Below are 19908 nucleotides of genomic sequence, written 5' to 3'. Positions count from 1 at the left end.
GGCGGGTGCGGGGTGGTGTCAGGTCGGTATGCCGTGCGTCCAGGGCGCGTCGAGCAGACGGCGTCCGCCGCGGCTGTGCGACGCGTGCGGGGAGGTGGTCGCGCCGGGCACCAGGACGCGGACCACGGTCCAGTCGGGGCCCCGCAGCGGCAGCCGTACGGCGACCGGGCTCGTCCCCCGGTCCGCGAGGCACCGCACGAGGTGGTCGAACTGCGCGGTCTCGCCCGTGTACGGCACGGGGGGCGGGTCCTTGTACGGCTGGGCGTCCAGGTACCGGCGGGCCTCCTCGACGACGGCGGACCGTGCCCACGCCGCGTGCGCCGGACCGGCGGGACGGCCCGCCCGGCCGGCCCGTACGGCCTCGAAGTGCACCTGGCACAGCTCGGCCACGGCGCTGTCCAGCGCCTCGTCGAAGGTGAGGCCGGAGCCGCTGGCCCGGACGAGCGCGCCGAGGCCGGGATCGTGGTGGAAGGCGTGGACGTCGGGCAGTGTGAGGCCGTCGCGCGGCCAGTGCAGCGCCCAGAGGTCGCCGGGAAACGCCCCGTCGAGGCCGAGCCGGGCCAGCGCCGGGGACGGATCGAGGCGTACGGCGGGCCGCAGGCGGGTGAACGAGCCGTACAGGCTGTGCCGTTCGAGGACTTCGCGCAGCCCGCGGAGCGCCGCCGACGCGAGGTCGGGTCCGGCGGCGAGGCCGGTGGTGGTGCCGTCGGTCGGCCGGTCGGCGCCGGTGTACGGGAAGGCGACGAGCGCCTTGGGCACGGCCACCGCGGATCCGTCGGCGAGGTCGCGGCCCTCGACGTGGGCCACGGGCGCGGCGTGGCCGGCCGCGCGGTGCCGCTCCCAGGAGGGCCCGTACGGGTGGAGGTCCGTGAGGTCGAGGCGCCGTGCGGTCCGGGAGGCCGGTGCCAGGCTTCCGTTGGCCTCGTAGGCCGCGTACCGCTCCAGCGCCTCGCCCACGGCACCCTGGATCGCGGCCCCGGCGGTGACGCCTTTGCCGCTGTTGCCCTCCAGGTGGTCCTGCTGTGCGGCGGGCGTACGGCAGGTGGCGACGTGGCTGCCCGGCACCGATCCCGGGCGCACCGTGAGGCCGCGGAGCATGCCGAACGTCCATGCCTGAGTGCGGAGAATCCGCCGGAACGGGGTCGCGCGGACCGCGTCGGGGGTGAAGAGGGCGACGGTGCGGGTGCCGGCGACAAGCACGGCCTCGTCCGGTCCGAGGCCGGTCGCGGTCAGCAGGGCGCGGGCGAGACCGTCCGGGTCCGTGCGCAGGCGGTGCAGGAACGGCAGCGGACGGCCGGTGAGTCCGAGGGTGTCGAGCCGCGCCTCGAACGCCCAGCGGGCATCGGGTCCGCGGCCGCCCGGGCCGGTGACGTAGGTGCCCTCGAAGGCTTCGCCGAGGTACAGGACGCGGTCGGCGGGGGCGTGCGGGACCGGCTGCGGCGGGCTGTGCGGGTACGTACGGTGCTCGGCCAGGACGACGTACGGCGGCGGATCGGCCGGGGGCAGCGCCTGCCCGGCGCGGAGGGTGATCCAGCGGCCCGCTCCCCCGGCGGTCAGCCGGCGGCACAGCGCCGCGCATGCACCGAGCGGCATGCCCTCGCCCGCCAGGACGACGCCCGCCGGACGCTCGTACGCCGCACCCGCCAGACGCTTGCCGGACGCGGCGGCGGGTGTCGCGCCGCGTTCGAGCCACCCCGTCGACAGCGCCCGTACGGGGCCCAGCGACCGGGCGACCGCGCGGGCCACCGCCGTCCCGTCCGGGGCGCCGCCGCCGACCGTGACCCTGAGGAGCGCCAGGTCCGGTCCCAGCAGATGGACATCCGCCCCCTGGACGGCCGTGACCAGCCAGGGGGCGAGACGGTACGGGAAGCCCGTGCTCCCCGGTGATCCGGCCGTCGGCGTGGTCGTCAACCGCGCGTCAGCCATGGGGTGTCGGGGACTCAGTAGGACTTCGGCTGGAGGACGATCGGGTTGTTGTCGAGTTCCATCATCTCGACGGTGAACGGCACCCGGCCGGCCGAGGTGGTCTCGGCGCTGTCGGCCTGCGACGCCTTGTCCGTCACGTCGTCGATCTCGGGGTTGCGGTCATCGTTCATCGTGCTGCCTCCCGGGTGATGGGGGGATCATCTGCGCAGACGAACCAACTGACGCGTCAACCTATCGACGGGGATTTGCGAGCGTCAATCACCCACTCGGTCGACCAACGGGCATGACCGTCACGACCGTTCAAATTCGGACGATCATGGATCAACGTGCCTGCCACGTCTCCTACTTGCGGTTTCGCGCATTCTTCTGGCGGCCGATGGGACGCAGCGTGCCGACGGGGCAGCTCGGCACGCGTGTTCGGATCCGCACGATGGCCGGATCGGCGCCGGGCTCCGGGGGCGGGCGCCGCGTCAGCGCACCAGGCACGGACGCTTGTTGTCGAACTGCCAGTCCTTCACCAGGTAGCGCATCCCGACGGCGTCGTCGCGGCCCGCCGACCCCTTCTCCAGGTACAGCTCGTGGGCCGCGAGCAGCCGCTCCCGGTCGAGCCGGACGCCGAGTCCCGGGGTGTCGTCGACCGCGACCTCGCCGCCGGTGATCCGCGGGGGCGTGACGGTGAGGCGTTCCATGCCCTCCTGCCAGATCCAGTGGGTGTCCAGGGCGTTGTAGTCGCCCGGGGCGGCGGCCCCGCAGTGCGCCATCATCGCCAGGGAGATGTCGAAGTGGTTGTTGGAGTGGCAGCCCCAGGTCAGGCCCATGGCGTTGCACAGCTGGGCCACCCGCACGGAGCCCCGCATGGTCCAGAAGTGCGGGTCGGCGAGGGGGATGTCGACCGATCCCAGGGCGAGGGCGTGGGTGAGCTGGCGCCAGTCGGTGGCGATCATGTTGGTGGCGGTGGGCAGTCCGGTGGCCCGGCGGAACTCGGCGAGTATCTCGCGGCCCGAGTAGCCGTCCTCGGCGCCGCAGGGGTCCTCGGCGTAGGCGAGGGTGCCGAGCAGGGGCCGGCACAGTCCGACGGCCTCCCGCAACGACCAGGCGCCGTTGGGGTCGAGGGTGATCCGGGCCTCGGGGAAGCGTTCCTTCAGCGCCCGCACCGCCGTGACCTCCTCGGCGCCCGGCAGCACGCCGCCCTTGAGCTTGAAGTCGCGGAAGCCGTAGTACGCGTAGGCGGTCTCGGCCTGGCGGACGATCGCCTCGGGCGTCAGGGCCTCCTCGCGGCGGACGCGGTACCACTCGACGGGGGCGTCGGGTTCACGGACGTAGTCGAGGTCGGTCCGGTCGGGGTCGCCGACGTAGAAGAGGTAGCCGAGGACGCGCACGGAGTCGCGCTGCTTGCCGTCGCCGAGCAGTTCGGCGACGGGGACCTCCAGGTGCTGTCCGAGCAGGTCGAGCAGCGCGGACTCGATGGCGGTGACGGCGTGCACCGTCGTGCGCAGGTCGAAGGTCTGCTCGCCGCGGCCGCCGTCGTCCCGGCTGCCGAACCTGTCCTGGACGGCGCGCAGGACGCGCCGGTGGTCGCCGAGGCGGGCGCCGACGACGAGGGGTGCGGCCTCGCGCAGGGTGCGGGTGATCTCCTCGCCGCCCGGCACCTCGCCGAGTCCGGTGCGGCCCTCGGAGTCCTCGACGACCAGGACGTTCCGGGTGAAGTACGGGGCGTGGGCGCCGGAGAGGTTGAGCAGCATGGAGTCGCGGCCGGCCACCGGGTAGACGGTGCAGCGGGTGACGACGGGCTGGGGCATGGAGGAATCCTTCACTGGTTTCACGGGGTGGACGGGGGTCACAGACTCAGGGCGTCGAGAACGCGTTCCAGGACCAGGACGCCGCCGAGGCCGAGGATCGCGAGCACCGTCGTATAGGTGGTGCGTGCCTTGATCGCGTCGAGGACCGACAGGTTGAAGTACTCCTTGAACATCCAGAAGCCGGGGTCGTTGACGTGCGAGAAGGCGACCGAGCCGCACGAGACGGCGAGCACCATGATCTCGGGGTGGATGCCGCTGCCCGCGACCAGCGGCAGGACGACACCGGAGGCGGTGACGACGGCGACCGTCGCGGAGCCCAGGGCGATCCGCAGGATCGCGGCGACGAGCCAGGCCAGGATGATCGGGGAGATGGACCAGCCGTGGGTGACGTCCTTGATGTAGTCCGAGATGCCGCCGTCGACGAGGACCTGCTTGAAGGCGCCGCCCGCGCCGATGACCAGCAGGATCATCGCCATGGCCTGGGCGGCGCCCTTGCAGGAGGCGCTGACCTCGGCGAGGCTGCGGCCGATGCGCGGCCCGAAGGCCCAGATGGCGACGAGCAGCGTGAGCAGCAGCGCGACCGGGGCCGAGCCGAGGAACTCGACGGCGTGCACGACCTCGTTCCGCGTCGAGGTCGCCATGTCGGTCACGGCGGCGCCCGCGATGAGCAGCACGGGCAGCAGGGCGACGGCCAGGGACCAGCCGATGCCGGGCATCTCGTCGTCCTCGAAGACGCGTTCGCTGACCAGCCCCTTGGGCAGCGAGGGGTTCATCGCCCGGACGAACGGCAGCCGCGGCCAGACCAGGGCGACGAGCGCTCCGGCGGGCACGGCGATGAACAGGCCGTAGAACAGGGTGAGTCCGACGGAGGCGTCGAAGGTCGAGGCGACCGCGGTGGGGCCGGGGTGCGGGGGCAGGAAGCTGTGCATGGTGGACAGGGCGATGGACATCGGCAGGCCCACCCACAGCAGGTTCGACCGGGTGACGCGGACCAGGGTGAAGGCGACAGGCACGATGATCACGAAGGCGACCTCGTAGAACATCGTCACGCCGATGAGCATGGCCGTGAGCACCATGGCGATCTGCACGCCGCGCGGTCCGCAGATGTCGAGCAGTTTCGCGGCGATGCGCTGGGCGGCGCCGGAGTCACCCATCACCCGGCCGACCATGGCGCCGAGCCCGATGGTGAGCATGGTGTCCCCGATCTGTCCCCCGATTCCCTCGGCCAGGACGTCCGGGATCTCCGCCGCCGGTATCCCGCGCACCAGGGCCACGCCGACGGCCACGAGGAGGAGGGCGGCGAAGCCGTTGAGCCGGAGCTTCGTCATGAGGAGCAGCAGGACCAGGACGCTGATCCCGACGACGACAAGTGGCATGGAGCAGTTCCCCTTTGAACTGTGCTGCCGGCCGGATGCCGGTGGTGCCTGTAGTGCCTGGGGTGCAGGCGCGTGTGGTGCCTGTGGTGCCTGTGGTGCCTGTGGGTGAAGTCGGTGCGCCGCGCGGTCAGTGCCCGGCGCCGGCCAGGTCCAGGCCGTGGTCGACGAGCTTGCGGAGGTCGGCGAGGTCGTCCGGGCCGGGGTCGGTGAGGGGTGCGCGGACCGGGCCGACGGGCAGGCCGCGCAGCCGAGCGGCCGCCTTGACGAGCGAGACGGCGTAGCCGGGCTGCCGGTCGCGGAGTTCGACGAAGGGGACGTAGAAGCCGCGCAGCAGGGCGTTCATACGGTCGGTGTCGTCGGCCCGGAAGGCGTCGAAGAAGGCGAGGGCGATCTCCGGGGCGAAGGCGTGCACGGCCGAGGAGTAGGTGGGGACGCCGACGGCGGCGTAGGCGCGGGCCTGGATCTCGGCGGTGGCGGCGCCGTTGAAGAACAGGAAGCCGTCGGGGGCGGCGAAGGTGAGCCGCTGGAGGCGGTCCAGGTCGCTGTGGCCGTCCTTCAGGCCGACGACGCCCGGGATCCCGGCGATGCGGCGCAACGTGTCGGCGGTGAAGGCGACTTGGTCGCGCTGGTAGGCGATGAGCGGGAGCCGGGTGCCGGCGGCGATCCTGCGCAGCTGCTCGACCAGGCCGTCCTGGGGTGCCCGCAGCAGATAGTGCGGGAGGACGAGCAGGGCGTCGGCGCCCGCGTCCTCGGCGATCCGGGCGAACCGCAGCGCCTGCGCCCAGCCGTAGCCGACGCCGGCGACGACCGGCACCCGCCCGCGGGTCACCTCGACGGCGGTGGTGACGACCGTGCGGTACTCGTCCTCGTCCAGAGCCGTGAACTCGCCGGTGCCGCAGGCGGGGAAGACGGCGCCGGGCGCCGTGGCGAGCTGGTGCTCGAGGTAGGCGCGGTAGGCGCCGGGGTCCAGGTCGCCGGTCTCGCGGAAGCTCGTCAAGGGGAAGGACAGTACGCCCCGGGCCATGCCCTCGCTCAGTCGCCGGACGACGGCGGCGGTTTCCTCCACGTCCACTCCTCTGGATAGCGTCTCCATATGAAGACGGCGTCTACGTATAGAGACGGAGGTTAGGTATGCGGACGGCACAGGTCAATGGGTCTGCGCGAAGAGGCAAGAAGAGGGAAGAGAGATGTCCGGGCACACGACAGCGCCGCCGGGGCGACATGTCGCCCCGGCGGTCAGAGGGTGTGCGCGTCAGGAGGTGCGCGCGTCAGGAGGATGTGCTCGTCGGCCTGCCCCGGCCGACCGGTGTCAGGTCGCCGCCGGGGGCACCGGCCCGCTCGTCCCCCGCACCACCAGCTTGGGATCCAGCACCGCCTCGCGCGGCGCCAACGCGCCGTTCTCCAGCCGCTCCACGGCGAACCGCACCGCATGCTCGGCCATGAGCAGCGCGTCCTGACGGACCGTCGTCAGGCCGATCGGCATGAGGTGGGAGAGGTGGCTGTCGTCGTAGCCGACGACGGACATGTCCCGCGGCACCTCGACGCCCGCCCGGGTCAGGGCCATCAACAGGCCCATCGCACACCGGTCGTTGCCGGCCAGCACCGCCGTGGGCAGCGGTGCCCCCCGGTCGCGTTCGGCCAGCAGCAGTCGGCCGGTGTCGATGCCCGACTGCTCGGTGTGGTCGCCGGGGAGCACCCGCGCCTCGTCGGCCAGGCCGTGCCGGCGCATCGCGGCCCGGTAGGCGCGCCGCCGCTCGGCCGAGCCGGGGCCCCGGCCGCCGTCGATGTGCACGATCCGGCGATGGCCCAGCTCGACGAGGTGGTCCATGGCCTGCCGTACGCCCTTGCCCTCGGCGCTGTGCACGAAGTCGACGCGGGCCGCCCGGGGCACGCGGCGGCTGACCGAGACGGTCACCGTACGGCCGCCGAGTTCGTCGAGGTACGCGGCCTCCGCGTCGGGGCCGAGCAGGATCACCGCCTCGCAGCGGTGGCTGAGCAGCGCCTCGACCGCCTTGGTCTCGCTGCGGCCCTGGGCCGCCGCCGAGAGCAGCACGTCGTAGCCGTACCGCTCGGCCTCGGGGTAGATGGCCTCGATGAGGTCGGTGTGGAAGGTCTGGTGCACGGTGAACATCACGCCGAGCGTGCGGCTGCGCCCGCGGGCCAGCAGCCGGGCCGCGCTGTCCGGGCGGTAGCCGATCTCGTCGGCCACCCGGAGCACCCGCTCCCGGGTCTCCTCGCTCGCCCCCGGCTGATTGCGGAACACGATCGACACGAGCGCCCGGGAGACCCCGGCCCGCTCGGCGACGTCCGCCATCGTGGGCCGCTGCTTGCCCGATGCATCCACCTGTGAACCACCCTCCGACGCGGCCCCACCTTACGGGCCGCCGTGAAACTCCCCGGCAACAAGCTATTGACATGACATTTGGACAGGGGTCATCGTACTCGCACTAGAGCGCGCTAGTAGAGCGCGACAGCCGATCATTTTCCGCCCCACCCGGGACCTTCTCCGCCACCGCGTCCCGGGATCTTCCGGAGCGAAGGGACACCAGCGTGATGCCGTTCGAAGTGCTGACCATGGGCCGCGTCGGAGTGGATGTGTATCCGCTCCAGACCGGGGTGGGGCTGGCGGAGGTCACCTCGTTCGGCAAGTACCTCGGCGGCAGCCCGACCAATGTCGCCGTCGCGGCGGCGCGGTACGGGCGCGCCGCCGCCGTGATCACCAAAACCGGCCGCGACCCGTTCGGCGACTTCGTGCACACGGCCCTGGCCGGCTACGGCGTCGACACCCGGTTCGTCGGTACGTCGGACATCGCGCCGACGCCGGTGACGTTCTGCGAGATCTTCCCGCCGGACGACTTCCCGCTGTACTTCTACCGGCAGCCCAAGGCACCCGACCTGGACATACGCCCTGGTGAGCTGGACTTGGGGGCGGTGCGGGACGCCGCGATCCTCTGGATCACCGGCACCGGACTGAGCGAGGAGCCGAGCCGCTCGGCCACCCTCGCCGCCCTCGCGCACCGGGCCAAGGCGGGCACCACCGTCTTCGACCTCGACTGGCGGCCGATGTTCTGGGCCGACCCGGCCGACGCGCGGACGTACTACGCCGAGGCGTTGCGGCACACCACCGTCGCCGTCGGCAACCTCGCCGAGTGCGAGGTGGCCACCGGTGAGCGGGAGCCGTACGCCGCCGCGAAGGCGCTGCTCGCCGCCGGGGTGGAACTCGCCGTCGTCAAGCAGGGCCCCAAGGGCGTCCTGGCGATGGGCCGGGACGGTGCGCCCGTCGAGGTCCCGCCGGTGCCGGTGGACGTCGTCAACGGCCTGGGCGCCGGCGACGCGTTCGGCGGCGCGCTCTGCCACGGCCTGCTCTCCGGCTGGGACACCCACCGCACGGTGTCCTTCGCCAACGTCGCCGGCGCGCTGGTCGCGGGCCGGCTGTCCTGTGCCGACGCCATGCCGACCGAGGACGAGGTCGAGGCCAGGCTGCGCGAGGTGAACCATGCCGTCTGAGAAGATCTCCCGCATCGTGGACGCCCGGGTGGGCGACCCCGGCGCCATCGCGGCGGCGGCCGCCCGTCGGGTCAGGGCCCCGTCGCCGCTCGGCGAGCACGGCAAGGCGATGATCATCGCCGCGGATCATCCGGCGCGCGGCGCCAACGGCGTTGGCGGTGACCCCACCGCCATGGCCGACCGCTGCGCACTCCTCGACCGCCTGTGCGTCGCGCTGGAGCGGCCCGGGGTGACCGGGGTGCTGGCCACCGCCGACATCCTGGAAGACCTGCTGCTCCTCGGCGTCCTCGACGGCAAGAGCGTCTTCGGCTCCATGAACCGCGCGGGGCTCGCCGGTTCGGTCTTCGAGATCGACGACCGGTTCACCGGCTACGACGCGGAGACGATCGCCGCGATGGGCTTCGACGGCGGCAAGATGCTGACCCGGATCGCCCTCGACGACCCTGCCACGCCCTCCGTGCTGGAGAACACCGCCCGCGCGGTCGACGAGCTGAACGACCGGCAGCTCATCGCCATGGTGGAGCCGTTCCTCTCCGTCTGGCAGGACGGCAGGATCCGCAACGACCTCTCCCCCGAGGCCGTCATCACGTCGATCACCATCGCCTCGGGCCTCGGCCGCCGCACCGCCTACACCTGGCTGAAGCTGCCCGTCGTGGCGGACATGGAACGCGTCCTGGCCTCCTCCACCCTCCCGGCCCTGCTGCTGGGCGGCGAGGTCACCGACCCGGACGCGGCCTTCGCCTCCTGGGGCAGGGCACTCAAGCTCCCCACCGCGCAGGGCCTGGTCGTCGGCCGGTCCCTGCTCTATCCCTCGGACGGCGATGTCGCCGGTGCCGTGGACCGGGCGGTGAGCCTGCTGTGACCTCCAAGTACCACCTCCCCAAGGGAAGTTCGGCCAAGGGGCCGTACGACCTCCTGGTCACGCCGGAATCGGCGGGCTGGGGTCACTCCGGACTCAGGATCCTCAGCCTGGAGCCGGGGACGGCGCACACCCTGTCCACCGGGGAGTCCGAGTTCCTGGTCCTGCCGCTGGCCGGCGGCTGCACGGTCGCCGTCGACGGCGAGACCTTCGAACTCGACGGCCGGGCGAACGTGTTCGCCTCGGTCACCGACTTCGCGTATCTGCCGCGCGGGGCGGAGGCCGTCATCCGCAGCGCCTCCGGCGGGAGGTTCGCGCTGCCCTCCGCCCGTACCGAGCAGGGCGGCCTCCCCGCTCGGTGCGGACGCAAGGAGGACGTCCCGGTCGAACTGCGTGGCGCCGGCGCCTGCTCGCGGCAGGTCAACAACTACTGCCTGCCCGGCACGTTCGAGGCCGAGCAGCTGCTGGTCTGCGAGGTGCTCACGCCGGGCGGCAACTGGTCGTCGTACCCGCCGCACAAGCACGACGAGGCCCGGCCGGGCGTGGAGTCGGAGCTGGAGGAGATCTACTACTTCGAGGTCGCCGGCGAGCACGGCTTCGGCTACCAGCGGGTCTACGGCACCGAGGACCGCCCCATCGATGTGCTCGCCGAGGTCCGCTCCGGTGACACGGTGCTGATCCCGCACGGCTGGCACGGCCCCTCGATCGCCGCGCCCGGCTACGACCTCTACTACCTCAACGTCATGGCCGGTCCCGGCCAGGACCGCGCCTGGCTGATCTGCGACGACCCCGCCCATGGCTGGGTGCGCACGACCTGGCGGTCCCAGGACGTCGACGACCGGCTTCCCTTCGGAGAGAACCGATTCGGAGAGAACCGATGAACACCGTACGACTGACCACCGCGCAGGCCCTGGTGCGCTTCCTGGCCCACCAGTACAGCGAGCGGGACGGACAGGAGCAGCGGCTGATCCCCGGCGTGTGGGGCATCTTCGGGCACGGCAACGTGGCCGGGATCGGGCAGGCGCTGCTCCAGGCCGCGGTCACCCAAGAGGCCGATCTGCCCTACTACTTGGCGCGCAACGAGCAGGGCATGGTGCACGCCTCGGTGGCGTACGCCAAGATGCGAGACCGGCTCGCGACCTTCGCGTGCACCGCCTCCACCGGCCCCGGTTCGACGAACATGATCACGGGCGCGGCGCTGGCGACGACCAACCGGCTGCCGGTGCTGTTGCTGCCGTCCGACATGTTCGCCACGCGGGCCGCCGATCCGGTGCTGCAGCAGTTGGAGGACACCCGGGGCGGGGACGTCACCGTCAACGACGCCTTCCGGGCCGTGTCGAAGTACTTCGACCGGATCTCGCGCCCCGAGCAGCTGATCCCGGCCGCGCTGGCGGCGATGCGGGTGCTGACCGACCCGGTGGAGACCGGCGCCGTCACGCTCGCGCTGCCGCAGGACGTGCAGGCCGAGGCGTACGACTGGCCGGTCTCCTTCTTCCGGCGCCGGGTCTGGCACGTGGGCCGCCCGGTGCCGGAGACCGCCGCCGTCGAGCGGGCCGCCGCGCTGCTCCGCACGGCGAAGAAGCCGCTGATCGTGGCCGGGGGCGGCGCCGTCTACTCCGGTGCCGAGACCCGGCTGCGCGCCTTCGCCGAGGCCACCGGCATCCCGGTCGCCGACACCCACGCCGGCAAGGGCGCGGTGCCCTGGGACCACCCGTACGCGGTCGGCGGCATCGGCTCGACCGGCTCGTACGCGGCGAACGAGCTGGCGCGCGAGGCGGACGTGGTCCTCGGCATCGGCACCCGCTACTCGGACTTCACCACCGCGAGCCACACCGTCTTCGGCAACCCGGACGTCACCTTCGTCAACCTCAACGTGGCCCGGCTGGACGCGGTCAAGCACGCGGCGGAGCCGCTGATCGCGGACGCCCGGCTCGGCATCGAGGCGCTGGCGACAGCCCTGGCCGACTGGCAGGTCCCGCCCGAGCACCGCGCCCGCACCCGCGAACTCATCGCCCGGACCCGGGAGATCGAGGACCGGTGCTTCACCGTCGGCCACGGGCCGCTCCCCGCCCAGACGGAGATCCTCGGCGCGCTGAACGACGTCCTCGGCGACCGCGACGTCGTCATCAACGCGGCCGGTTCCATGCCCGGCGACCTGCAGCAGCTGTGGCGGGCGCGGGATCCGAAGGCCTACCACGTCGAGTACGCGTACTCCTGCATGGGCTACGAGGTCGCCGCCGGTGTCGGCGCCAAGATGGCCGATCCATCGCGCGAGGTCGTCGTGCTCGTCGGCGACGGCTCGTATCTGATGATGGCTCAGGAGATCGTGACCATGGTCTCCGAGGGCCTGAAGGTCATCGTCGTCCTCGTCCAGAACCATGGCTTCGCATCGATCGGCGCGCTGTCGGAATCGCTCGGCTCACAGCGCTTCGGCACCAAGTACCGCTTCCGCGACGGCGATTCGGGCCTCCTCGACGGCGACGTCCTGCCCGTCGACCTCGCCGCCAACGCCGCCTCGCTCGGCGCGGACGTCCTGCACGCCACCACGGTCGACGAGTTCCGCATCGCGATGGAGAAGGCCAAGGCCGCCGACCGCACCACCGTCGTCCACGTCGAGACCGACCTGTACGGCCCCAATCCGCCCGGCCACGGCTGGTGGGACGTGCCCGTCAGCCAGACCTCGGCACTCAACTCCACCCGGGCCGCGTACGAGACGTACGCCGCCCACAAGCTCACCCAGCGGCACTACCTGTAAGGACACCTCTTCCGTGAAGACCATTCAGCACTGGATCGGCGGCGCGTCCGTCCCCGGCGCCAAGACCGCGCCCGTGTTCAACCCGGCCACCGGGCAGGAGCAGGCCCGGGTCGTGCTCGGCGGGTCCGACGCCGTGGACGCGGCCGTCACCGCCGCCGCGCGCGCCTTCGAGACCTGGTCGGAGTCGTCCCTCACCCAGCGCACCCAGGTGATGTTCGCCTTCCGGCAGCTCCTCGTCGAGCACGAAGAGGAACTGGCCCGGATCATCTCCGGCGAGCACGGCAAGACCGTCGACGACGCCCGCGGCGAGATCGTGCGCGGCCGGGAGGTCGTGGAGTTCGCCTGCGGCCTTGGCGACGTCCTCAAGGGGTCCTTCTCCGACCAGGTCTCGCGCGGCGTCGACGTGCACGACTTCCGCCAGCCGCTCGGCGTCGTCGCCGGCGTCACACCCTTCAACTTCCCCGCCATGGTGCCGCTGTGGATGCACCCGATCGCCATCGCGACCGGCAACACCTTCGTCCTCAAGCCCAGCGAGCGTGACCCGTCGGCCGCGAACTTCGTCGCCGAGCTGTACCGGAAGGCCGGCCTGCCCAACGGTGTCTTCAACGTCGTACACGGCGGCAAGGACGCGGTCGACGCGCTCCTCGCCCATCCCGGCATCGAGGCCGTCTCCTTCGTCGGCTCGACGCCCATCGCCAAGTACGTGCACGAGAAGGCCACCTCGGCGGGCAAGCGCGTGCAGGCCCTCGGCGGTGCCAAGAACCACGCCGTGGTCCTGCCGGACGCCGACCTGGAGTTCGCGGCGAACCACATCACGGCCGGCGCGTACGGTTCGGCCGGCGAGCGCTGTATGGCCGTGTCCGTCGCGGTGGCCGTGGGTGAGGCGGCCGACGGACTGGTGGCGGTGCTGGAGCGCAAGGCCCGCGAGGTGAAGGTCGGTCCGGGTGACGCGCCGGGCGTCGAGATGGGCCCGCTGGTCACGAAGGCGGCCCAGGAGCGTGTGGAGAGCGCCGTCGGGACGGCCGCCGCGCAGGGTGCCGCGGTCGTCGTCGACGGGCGCGGGCTGAAGGTCGACGGCCACGAGGACGGCTTCTTCACCGGTCCCTCCCTCCTCGACCACGTCACCACGGAGATGGACGCCTACAAGGAAGAACTCTTCGGCCCGGTCCTCGCGGTCGTCCGCGTCGACACCCTCGAGGACGCGATCGGGCTCGTCAACGCCAACCCCTACGGCAACGGCACCGCCCTGTTCACCGCCTCCGGTGAGGCCGCCCGCCGCTTCCAGCGCCAGGTGAAGGTCGGGATGATCGGCGTCAACGTGCCGGTGCCCGTGCCGATGTCGTACTACTCCTTCGGCGGCTGGAAGGACTCCCTCATCGGGGACTCCCCCATCCACGGCCCCGAGGGCATCCGCTTCTACACCCGGCCCAAGGTCGTCACCACCCGCTGGCCTCGGCCCGCCCAGCAGGTCGCCGCCGGGTTCACGTTCCCCACCTCCCACTGACCCCCGTCCCCTCCCCACTAAGGACACGCCATGGCAACGGCGCCATCCCCGCTCCGCACCACCACGGGCAATCTGTGCCTCGGTTCCGCCCCCGACTCGTGGGGCGTGTGGTTCCCCGAGGACCCGCACCAGGTGTCGTACACCCGCTTCCTCGACGAGCTGGCCGAGGCCGGCTACGAGTGGCTGGAACTCGGCCCGTACGGCTACCTCCCCACCGACCCGCGCCGGCTGAAGGACGAGCTGGACGCGCGCGGTCTGAAGGTCTCCGGCGGCACCGCCTTCGGCGCCCTGCACCGGCCCGAGGCCTGGGACGAGATGCTGGCCCACGTCCGGCAGGTGGCCGAGCTGACCGCCGCCGCGGACGCCCGCCACCTGGTGCTCATCCCGCCGATGTACCGGGACGAGAAGACCGGCGCGTACACCGAGTCGCCCGAGCTGACCGCCGAGCAGTGGGCGGGCTTCGGCCGGGCCGCCGACCGGCTGGGCCGGATCCTCCTCGACGAGTACGGCATCCACCTCGTCGTCCATCCGCACGCCGACAGCCACATCCAGACCCAGCCGGAGATCGAGCGGCTGCTGAACGAGTCCGACAGCCGGTACACCAACCTCTGTCTGGACACCGGCCACGTCGCCTACGGCGGCGGCGACAACCTCGACCTGATCCGCCGCTACGGCGAGCGCGTCGGCTACGTCCACATCAAGCAGATGGACCCGGCCGTGCTCGCCCAGGTCGCCGCCGAGAACCTGTCGTTCGGCGAGGCCGTCAAGCGCGGAGTGTGCGTCTCGCCTCCCGCCGGGGTGCCGGACCCGGCGGACGTGGTGGGCGAACTCGCCCGGCTCGACGCCGAGTTGTTCGTGATCGTCGAGCAGGACCTGTACCCGTGCGCTCCCGACGTGCCGCTGCCGATCGCCGTACGCACCCGTGAGCACCTGGCCGGCTGCGGCCTCACCGGAACCCGACGCCCCCGCGACCACCGGTAGGAGGCGGCCATGGACGTCAGGGACGACGCGACCACGGCACCCGTTCTCCACGACAGCGCACCGGCTTCGGTGCGGCGTCGGGTGCGGGTCATCACGCTCATCGCCACCTTCGGCGGACTGCTCTTCGGCTACGACACCGGCGTCATCAACGGCGCCCTGCCGTACATGACCGACGACCTGGGGCTGACCCCGGTCACCGAGGGCATGGTCACCAGTTCGCTGCTGCTCGGAGCCGCGCTGGGCGCGGTGGCCGGCGGCAGGCTGTCGGACGCGCGCGGCCGGCGCCGTACGATCCTCGCTCTCGCGGTGCTGTTCTTCGTCGGCGCGCTCGGCTGCACGCTCGCGCCGACGACCGCGGTGATGGTCGTGGCGCGGTTCGTGCTGGGCCTCGCGGTGGGCGGGGCGTCGGTGACCGTGCCGGTGTACCTCGCGGAGATCTCCCCCGCCGAGCGGCGCGGTGCGCTGGTCACCCGGAACGAACTGATGATCGTCAGCGGGCAGTTGCTGGCCTTCACCTCGAACGCCGTGATCGCCCGGGTGGGCGGGGAGTCCGGCGGGGTGTGGCGGTGGATGCTGGTGATCGCGACGCTGCCGGCCGTGGTGCTGTGGTTCGGGATGCTGGTGATGCCGGAGAGCCCCCGCTGGCTGGCCTCGCAGAGCCGCTTCTCCGACGCGCTCGCCGTGCTGCGGCAGGTCCGCTCACAGGCGCGGGCGGAGGCCGAGCTGAGCGAGGTGTCCGCGCTGGCGGTCAGGGACGAGCAGGAGAAGCTCGGCGGCTGGCGGGACATGAAGGCCGTGCCGTGGGTGCGCAGGCTGATGTTCGTCGGCTTCGGCATCGCGATCGTGCAGCAGATCACCGGCGTGAACACGATCATGTACTACGGCACGCAGATCCTCACCGACGCCGGTTTCGCCTCGGACAGCGCGCTCACGGCGAACATCGCCAACGGCGTGATCTCGGTGCTGGCCACCTTCGCCGGGATCTGGCTGCTGGGCCGGGTGAATCGCCGCCCGATGCTGATGGCCGGTCAGCTCGGCACGACCAGCGCCCTGTTGCTGATCGGGGTCTTCTCGCTGGTGCTGCCCGCCGGTGAGGGCCGGGCGTTCGCGGTGCTGGCGATGACGGTGACGTTCCTCGCCTTCCAGCAGGGGGCGATCTCGCCGGTGACCTGGCTGATGCTGTCGGAGATCTTCCCGATGCGGCTGCGCGGCTTCGGGATGGGCGTGGCGGCGGTGGTGCTGTGGCTGACGAACTTCGTCATCGGCCTGGTCTTCCCGTCGCTGGTCTCCGGCATCGGGATCTCCGGCACCTTCTTCCTCTTCGTGGTGGCCGGGATCTTCTCCCTCGCCTTCGTCAAGCTCTATGTCCCCGAGACCCGGGGCCGCACCCTCGAAACTCTCGAAGCCGAACTCCGGGCGCGCTTCTCCTAGTTAGGAATCGATCATGACTGTACGCGTAGGCGTCATCGGCGCCGGCTGGATCGGCAAGGAGCACATCCAGCGCCTCACCCACACCGTCACCGGCGCCCGGGTGACCGCGGTCGCCGACGTCGACGCCGCCCGCGCCGCGGAGGCGGCGGCCCCGGTCGGCGCCCGGGTGCTGCCCGACGGCGCGGCCGTGGTCGCGGCCGACGACGTGGACGCCGTCCTCGTGACGTCCTGGGGCCCGACCCACGCCGAGCATGTGCTGAACGCGATCGCCGCCGGAAAACCGGTGTTCTGCGAGAAGCCCCTCGCCACCACCGCCGAGGACTGCCTGAGGATCGTCGAGGCGGAGACGGCCCATGGCCGCCGTCTGGTCCAGGTCGGCTTCATGCGCCGCTACGACGCCGGCTACCGGCAGATGAAGCAGGTCCTCGACTCCGGCCTGATCGGTGAGCCGCTGATCGTGCACTGCGCCCACCGCAATCCGACCGTGCCGGAGTCGTACACCTCCTCCATGGCCGCCCTGGACACGGCGGTGCACGAGGTGGACGTGCTGCGCTGGCTGCTCGACGACGAGATCGTCTCCACCCAGGTGGTCACCCCCCGCGCCACGAGCAAGCGGTTCGAGCATCTCAAGGACCCGCAGATCATGCTCTTCGAGACGGCGAAGGGCGTCCGCATCGATCTGGAGGTCTTCGTCAACTGCCAGTACGGCTACGACATCCAGTGCGAGGCGGTCGGCGAGGAGGGCCTCGTCCGGCTGCCCGACCCGGCGGCGGTCGGCGTGCGCACCGCCGGCCGGCACAGCACGGAGGTGCTGACGGACTGGGTGGGCCGCTTCCGGGACGCCTTCGACACCGAGTTCCGCGAGTGGATCGCGGGTGTGGCCGCCGGCGAGGAGCCCACCGGGCCGTCCGCCTGGGACGGTTACGCCGCCACCGTCATCACCGCCGCGACGGTCGAGGCCCTGGAGTCGGGCCGCGTCGTCGCCACGGATCTCAAGCCCCGCCCGACCCTCTACGGAGGCACCGCGTGAAGATCGCCCTCGACCCGTACATGTTCCGCGCCTTGCCGATGGACGACATGGTGCGCACGGTCGCCGAACTCGGCTACGAGTACATCGAGTTGTCGCCGCGCGACGACTTCATGCCGTTCTTCCTGCACCCGCGGGCGGACGACGAGCGGATCGCGGAGCTGAAGACGTCGCTGCGGACGCACGGCGTGCGGCTCTCGTCCGTGCTGCCGCTGTACAAGTGGTCGTCGCCCGACGAGGCCGAACGGCAGGCCGCCGTCCGCTACTGGAAGCGGATGATCGAGATCACCGTCGAGCTGGAATGCCCGCTGATGAACTCGGAGTTCAACGGCCGGCCCGAGCGGGCCGCGGAGAGCGAGGCGGCGTTCTGGCGCTCGATGGAGGAGCTGCTGCCGGTGTTCGAGCGGGAGGGGATCGCGCTCAACCTGGAGGCGCATCCGGACGACTTCTGCGAGGAGAACACCGCCGCGGTCGATCTGGTCCGGGCCATCGACAAGCCCTGGGTGAACTATCTCTACTGCGCGCCGCACTCCTTCCATCTCTCCGGCGCGCAGGAGGTGGGTGCCGACATCGCGGCGATGATGCGCTACGCCGGTGACAGGCTCCGGCACGTGCACATCGCGGACTCCTTCAACCACAAGGGGTCCTCGGGCCTGCGCTACATCCTCAACCCGCCCGGCACGCCCGCCCGGATCCACCAGCATCTGGACATCGGCCAGGGCGAGGTCGACTGGGACGCCTTCTTCGGCACCCTCCGGGAGATGGGCTTCGACGGCGTGGCCACCGCCTGCGTCTTCGCCTGGGAGGAGCGGGCGCGGGAGTCGTCGGCGTTCATGCTGGAGCGGATCCGGAAGGAGCTGACGGTGTGAGGCAGCCGTCGGCGGCGCAGGCTCTGCGGAATTCGCTCGGGCTGACGCCGTGGACGCGTTTGAAGGCCGTGCTGAAGCCGAAGGCGTCCGCGTAGCCGACCTGACGGGCCACCGCGGCGACGGTCGCGGTGGTCCCGGTCAGCAGATCGGCGGCCAGGGTCATCCGCCAGTCGGTCAGATAGGTCAGCGGCGGCTTGCCGACCTGCCGCGCGAACCGTCCGGCCAGCGTCGTACGCGACACGCCCGCCTCGGCGGCCAGGGCGGCGAGCGTCCAGGGCCGGTCCGGCGCCTCGTGCATCGCCCGGAGCGCGGGTCCGGTCACCTCGTCGCCCAAGGCCCGGAACCAGGCCGGGGGCAGAGCCTCCGGGTGGTCGAACCAGCCGCGCAGCGTGCAGACCAGCAGCCAGTCCAGCAGGCGGTCGACGACGACCTGCCGCCCCGGACGGCAGTCGGCGGCCTCCGAGTCCAGGAAGTCGCACAGCGAGGCGCATTCGTCGGTGCCGGGGACCACCAGCAGGGGCGGCAGGACGCCGAGCAGTCGCGCGGAGACCTGGCCGCGTACCTGGTACGTCCCCGTCAGCAGCACGGTGCGGCCGGGCGGCGGGGTGTCGGCGGTGGGCGGCCGGTCGGCGGCGGTGAAAGGGGCCGGGCCGCGCACGATCGCGGTGTCACCGGGCCTCAGCAGCCGTGGCGGGCCGTCGTCTCCGGCGGAGAGCCACACCTCGCCGCGCAGCGGCGCGCACAGCGTCAGGGACGCCTCGCCGGTGAACCGCAGCGTCCACGGCGGCGACAGCTCCGTCCGGTCGAAGCCGGCACCGTCGGCACGCACACCCTGAAGGAGATCGTCCAAGGGATCCACGCGCTTCACGATAACCGGCCGGACGTTCGGACATGCCCGGCGGACGGCGAGCCATGTCCCGTGATCGGCCGCACCGGTTGACTGACGGACATGACGACACACACGGAAGAAATCCTGGTCCTCGGCTCGACGGGCAAGATCGGCCGCCGTCTCGTCCGCACCCTGCGGGCGGCGGGCAGACCGGTGCGGGCCGCGTCCCGTTCCGGCGCGGTGCGGTTCGACTGGACGGACCAGCGCACCTGGCCGGCCGCCCTCGAAGGGGTGTCTGCGGTCTACGTCCTGGCCCCTCATGATCCGGCCCTGGCCCCGCTCTTCGTGAAGCACGCGACCGAGGCGGGCGTCTCCCGCTTCGTGGCGCTGTCCGGGCGCGGCATCGAGCAGATGCCGCCCGAGGTCTTCCAGGGCATGGCCGCCGCCGAGCGGGCGGTGCGCGACTCGGGCGTGCGGTGGACCATCCTGCGCCCGAACAACTTCGACCAGAACTTCGACGAGGACATCTGGCAGGCCCCGCTGCGCTCCGGTCGCCTCGCCCTGCCGATGGGGGACGTGCCGGAGCCGTTCGTCGACGCCCAGGACGTCGCCGACGTCGCCGCGGCCGTCCTGATGTCGGACGGCCACGACGGGCGGGTGTACGACCTCTCGGGGCCCCGGGCGCTCACCTTCGAGGCGGCCGTCGCGACGATCGCGGCGGCGGCGGGACGGCCCATCGGCTACCAGGAGTTGACGCCGGAGGAGTACCGGGCGGAACTCCTCGCCGAGGGCGCCTCCGCGGAGACCGCACATGAGCTGGACGCGATGTTCGCGGGGATGCGCGCGGGGTACCTGGCCGAGCCCGCCACCGGCGTGCGGGAGGTACTGGGGCGCGAACCCGTCGACTTCGCCACCTACGCCGCCCGGGCCGCGGCCGCGGGCGCCTGGGACTAGGGGGTGTCTTTCCGATCATCTGACCGTTGGGCTGGTTGTGAGGGATGGGGAGATATCTGGTGCCGCGTGGGCGGTGATTGAGCCGTTGTTG

General features: G+C 72.0%; 17 protein-coding genes. 10 read left to right on the top strand and 7 right to left on the bottom strand.

Annotated features, from left to right (window positions below; all coding sequences use genetic code 11):
• Nucleotides 1-18: 18 nt before the first annotated feature.
• From ACZ42A_RS22800 to ACZ42A_RS22775, 6 genes are all read right to left on the bottom strand, one after another.
• On the bottom strand, nucleotides 19-1926 hold the full coding sequence (locus ACZ42A_RS22800; protein WP_468529087.1) for a YcaO-like family protein: 1908 nt from the start codon (nucleotides 1924-1926) through the stop codon (nucleotides 19-21).
• 14 nt (nucleotides 1927-1940) lie between these two features.
• Nucleotides 1941-2096 (bottom strand): hypothetical protein, encoded by a 156-nt coding sequence (locus ACZ42A_RS22795; RefSeq protein WP_468529086.1) that lies wholly within the window; start codon nucleotides 2094-2096, stop codon nucleotides 1941-1943.
• 300 nt (nucleotides 2097-2396) lie between these two features.
• Nucleotides 2397-3725: an enolase C-terminal domain-like protein gene (locus ACZ42A_RS22790; protein WP_468529085.1), complete on the bottom strand. Its 1329-nt coding sequence runs from the start codon at nucleotides 3723-3725 to the stop codon at nucleotides 2397-2399.
• Between the two features lie 38 nt (nucleotides 3726-3763).
• A complete protein-coding gene (locus ACZ42A_RS22785) occupies nucleotides 3764-5101 on the bottom strand; it encodes a gluconate:H+ symporter (RefSeq protein WP_468529084.1) in 1338 nt (445 codons plus the stop codon).
• 127 nt (nucleotides 5102-5228) lie between these two features.
• Nucleotides 5229-6167, bottom strand: a complete 939-nt coding sequence (locus tag ACZ42A_RS22780) for a 5-dehydro-4-deoxyglucarate dehydratase (protein WP_468529083.1) — start codon at nucleotides 6165-6167, stop codon at nucleotides 5229-5231.
• A gap of 243 nt (nucleotides 6168-6410) precedes the next feature.
• Nucleotides 6411-7415, bottom strand: coding sequence for a LacI family DNA-binding transcriptional regulator (locus ACZ42A_RS22775; RefSeq protein ID WP_468529334.1), 1005 nt, complete (start codon nucleotides 7413-7415; stop codon nucleotides 6411-6413).
• A 239-nt stretch (nucleotides 7416-7654) separates the two neighbouring features.
• Between ACZ42A_RS22775 and iolC the strand changes: the two genes are divergently transcribed.
• From iolC to ACZ42A_RS22730, 9 genes are read left to right on the top strand one after another with little or no spacing between them, the layout of a single operon-like run.
• On the top strand, nucleotides 7655-8608 hold the full coding sequence (iolC, locus tag ACZ42A_RS22770) for a 5-dehydro-2-deoxygluconokinase (RefSeq protein WP_468529333.1): 954 nt from the start codon (nucleotides 7655-7657) through the stop codon (nucleotides 8606-8608).
• The gene (locus ACZ42A_RS22765; RefSeq protein WP_468529082.1) at nucleotides 8598-9470 is read left to right on the top strand and encodes a Cgl0159 family (beta/alpha)8-fold protein; all 873 of its coding nucleotides are present in this window, start codon (nucleotides 8598-8600) and stop codon (nucleotides 9468-9470) included. Before iolC ends, ACZ42A_RS22765 begins: the two co-directional genes overlap by 11 nt.
• Entirely contained in the window at nucleotides 9467-10348 is an 882-nt protein-coding gene (gene iolB / locus ACZ42A_RS22760; RefSeq protein ID WP_468529081.1) for a 5-deoxy-glucuronate isomerase, read from the top strand. Before ACZ42A_RS22765 ends, iolB begins: the two co-directional genes overlap by 4 nt.
• On the top strand, nucleotides 10345-12222 hold the full coding sequence (gene iolD / locus ACZ42A_RS22755) for a 3D-(3,5/4)-trihydroxycyclohexane-1,2-dione acylhydrolase (decyclizing) (RefSeq protein WP_468529080.1): 1878 nt from the start codon (nucleotides 10345-10347) through the stop codon (nucleotides 12220-12222). The genes iolB and iolD overlap by 4 nt, the downstream gene beginning before the upstream one ends.
• Before the next feature lie 13 nt (nucleotides 12223-12235).
• On the top strand, nucleotides 12236-13726 hold the full coding sequence (locus tag ACZ42A_RS22750; protein ID WP_468529079.1) for a CoA-acylating methylmalonate-semialdehyde dehydrogenase: 1491 nt from the start codon (nucleotides 12236-12238) through the stop codon (nucleotides 13724-13726).
• A gap of 30 nt (nucleotides 13727-13756) precedes the next feature.
• Complete coding sequence (locus ACZ42A_RS22745; protein WP_468529078.1) at nucleotides 13757-14707, top strand: TIM barrel protein; 951 nt, start codon at nucleotides 13757-13759, stop codon at nucleotides 14705-14707.
• 9 nt (nucleotides 14708-14716) lie between these two features.
• Entirely contained in the window at nucleotides 14717-16138 is a 1422-nt protein-coding gene (locus tag ACZ42A_RS22740) for a sugar porter family MFS transporter (RefSeq protein ID WP_468529077.1), read from the top strand.
• Nucleotides 16139-16151: 13 nt separating this feature from the next.
• On the top strand, nucleotides 16152-17168 hold the full coding sequence (locus ACZ42A_RS22735) for a Gfo/Idh/MocA family oxidoreductase (RefSeq protein ID WP_468529076.1): 1017 nt from the start codon (nucleotides 16152-16154) through the stop codon (nucleotides 17166-17168).
• Nucleotides 17165-18034, top strand: a complete 870-nt coding sequence (locus tag ACZ42A_RS22730; protein ID WP_468529075.1) for a sugar phosphate isomerase/epimerase family protein — start codon at nucleotides 17165-17167, stop codon at nucleotides 18032-18034. Before ACZ42A_RS22735 ends, ACZ42A_RS22730 begins: the two co-directional genes overlap by 4 nt.
• Here ACZ42A_RS22730 and ACZ42A_RS22725 read toward each other — a convergent pair.
• Nucleotides 17997-18893 carry an AraC family transcriptional regulator gene (locus ACZ42A_RS22725; RefSeq protein WP_468529074.1) on the bottom strand — a complete coding sequence of 299 codons (897 nt, stop codon included), beginning with the start codon at nucleotides 18891-18893 and terminating at the stop codon, nucleotides 17997-17999. The genes ACZ42A_RS22730 and ACZ42A_RS22725 overlap by 38 nt on opposite strands.
• 90 nt (nucleotides 18894-18983) lie before the next feature.
• Between ACZ42A_RS22725 and ACZ42A_RS22720 the strand changes: the two genes are divergently transcribed.
• Nucleotides 18984-19817, top strand: a complete 834-nt coding sequence (locus ACZ42A_RS22720) for an NAD(P)H-binding protein (RefSeq protein ID WP_468529073.1) — start codon at nucleotides 18984-18986, stop codon at nucleotides 19815-19817.
• Nucleotides 19818-19908 lie beyond the last annotated feature (91 nt).

It is taken from the genome of Streptomyces sp. NPDC030838, assembly GCF_055572035.1.
Note: the sequence above shows the minus strand (reverse complement) of the source record. Positions and strands in the feature narration are given on the sequence as shown.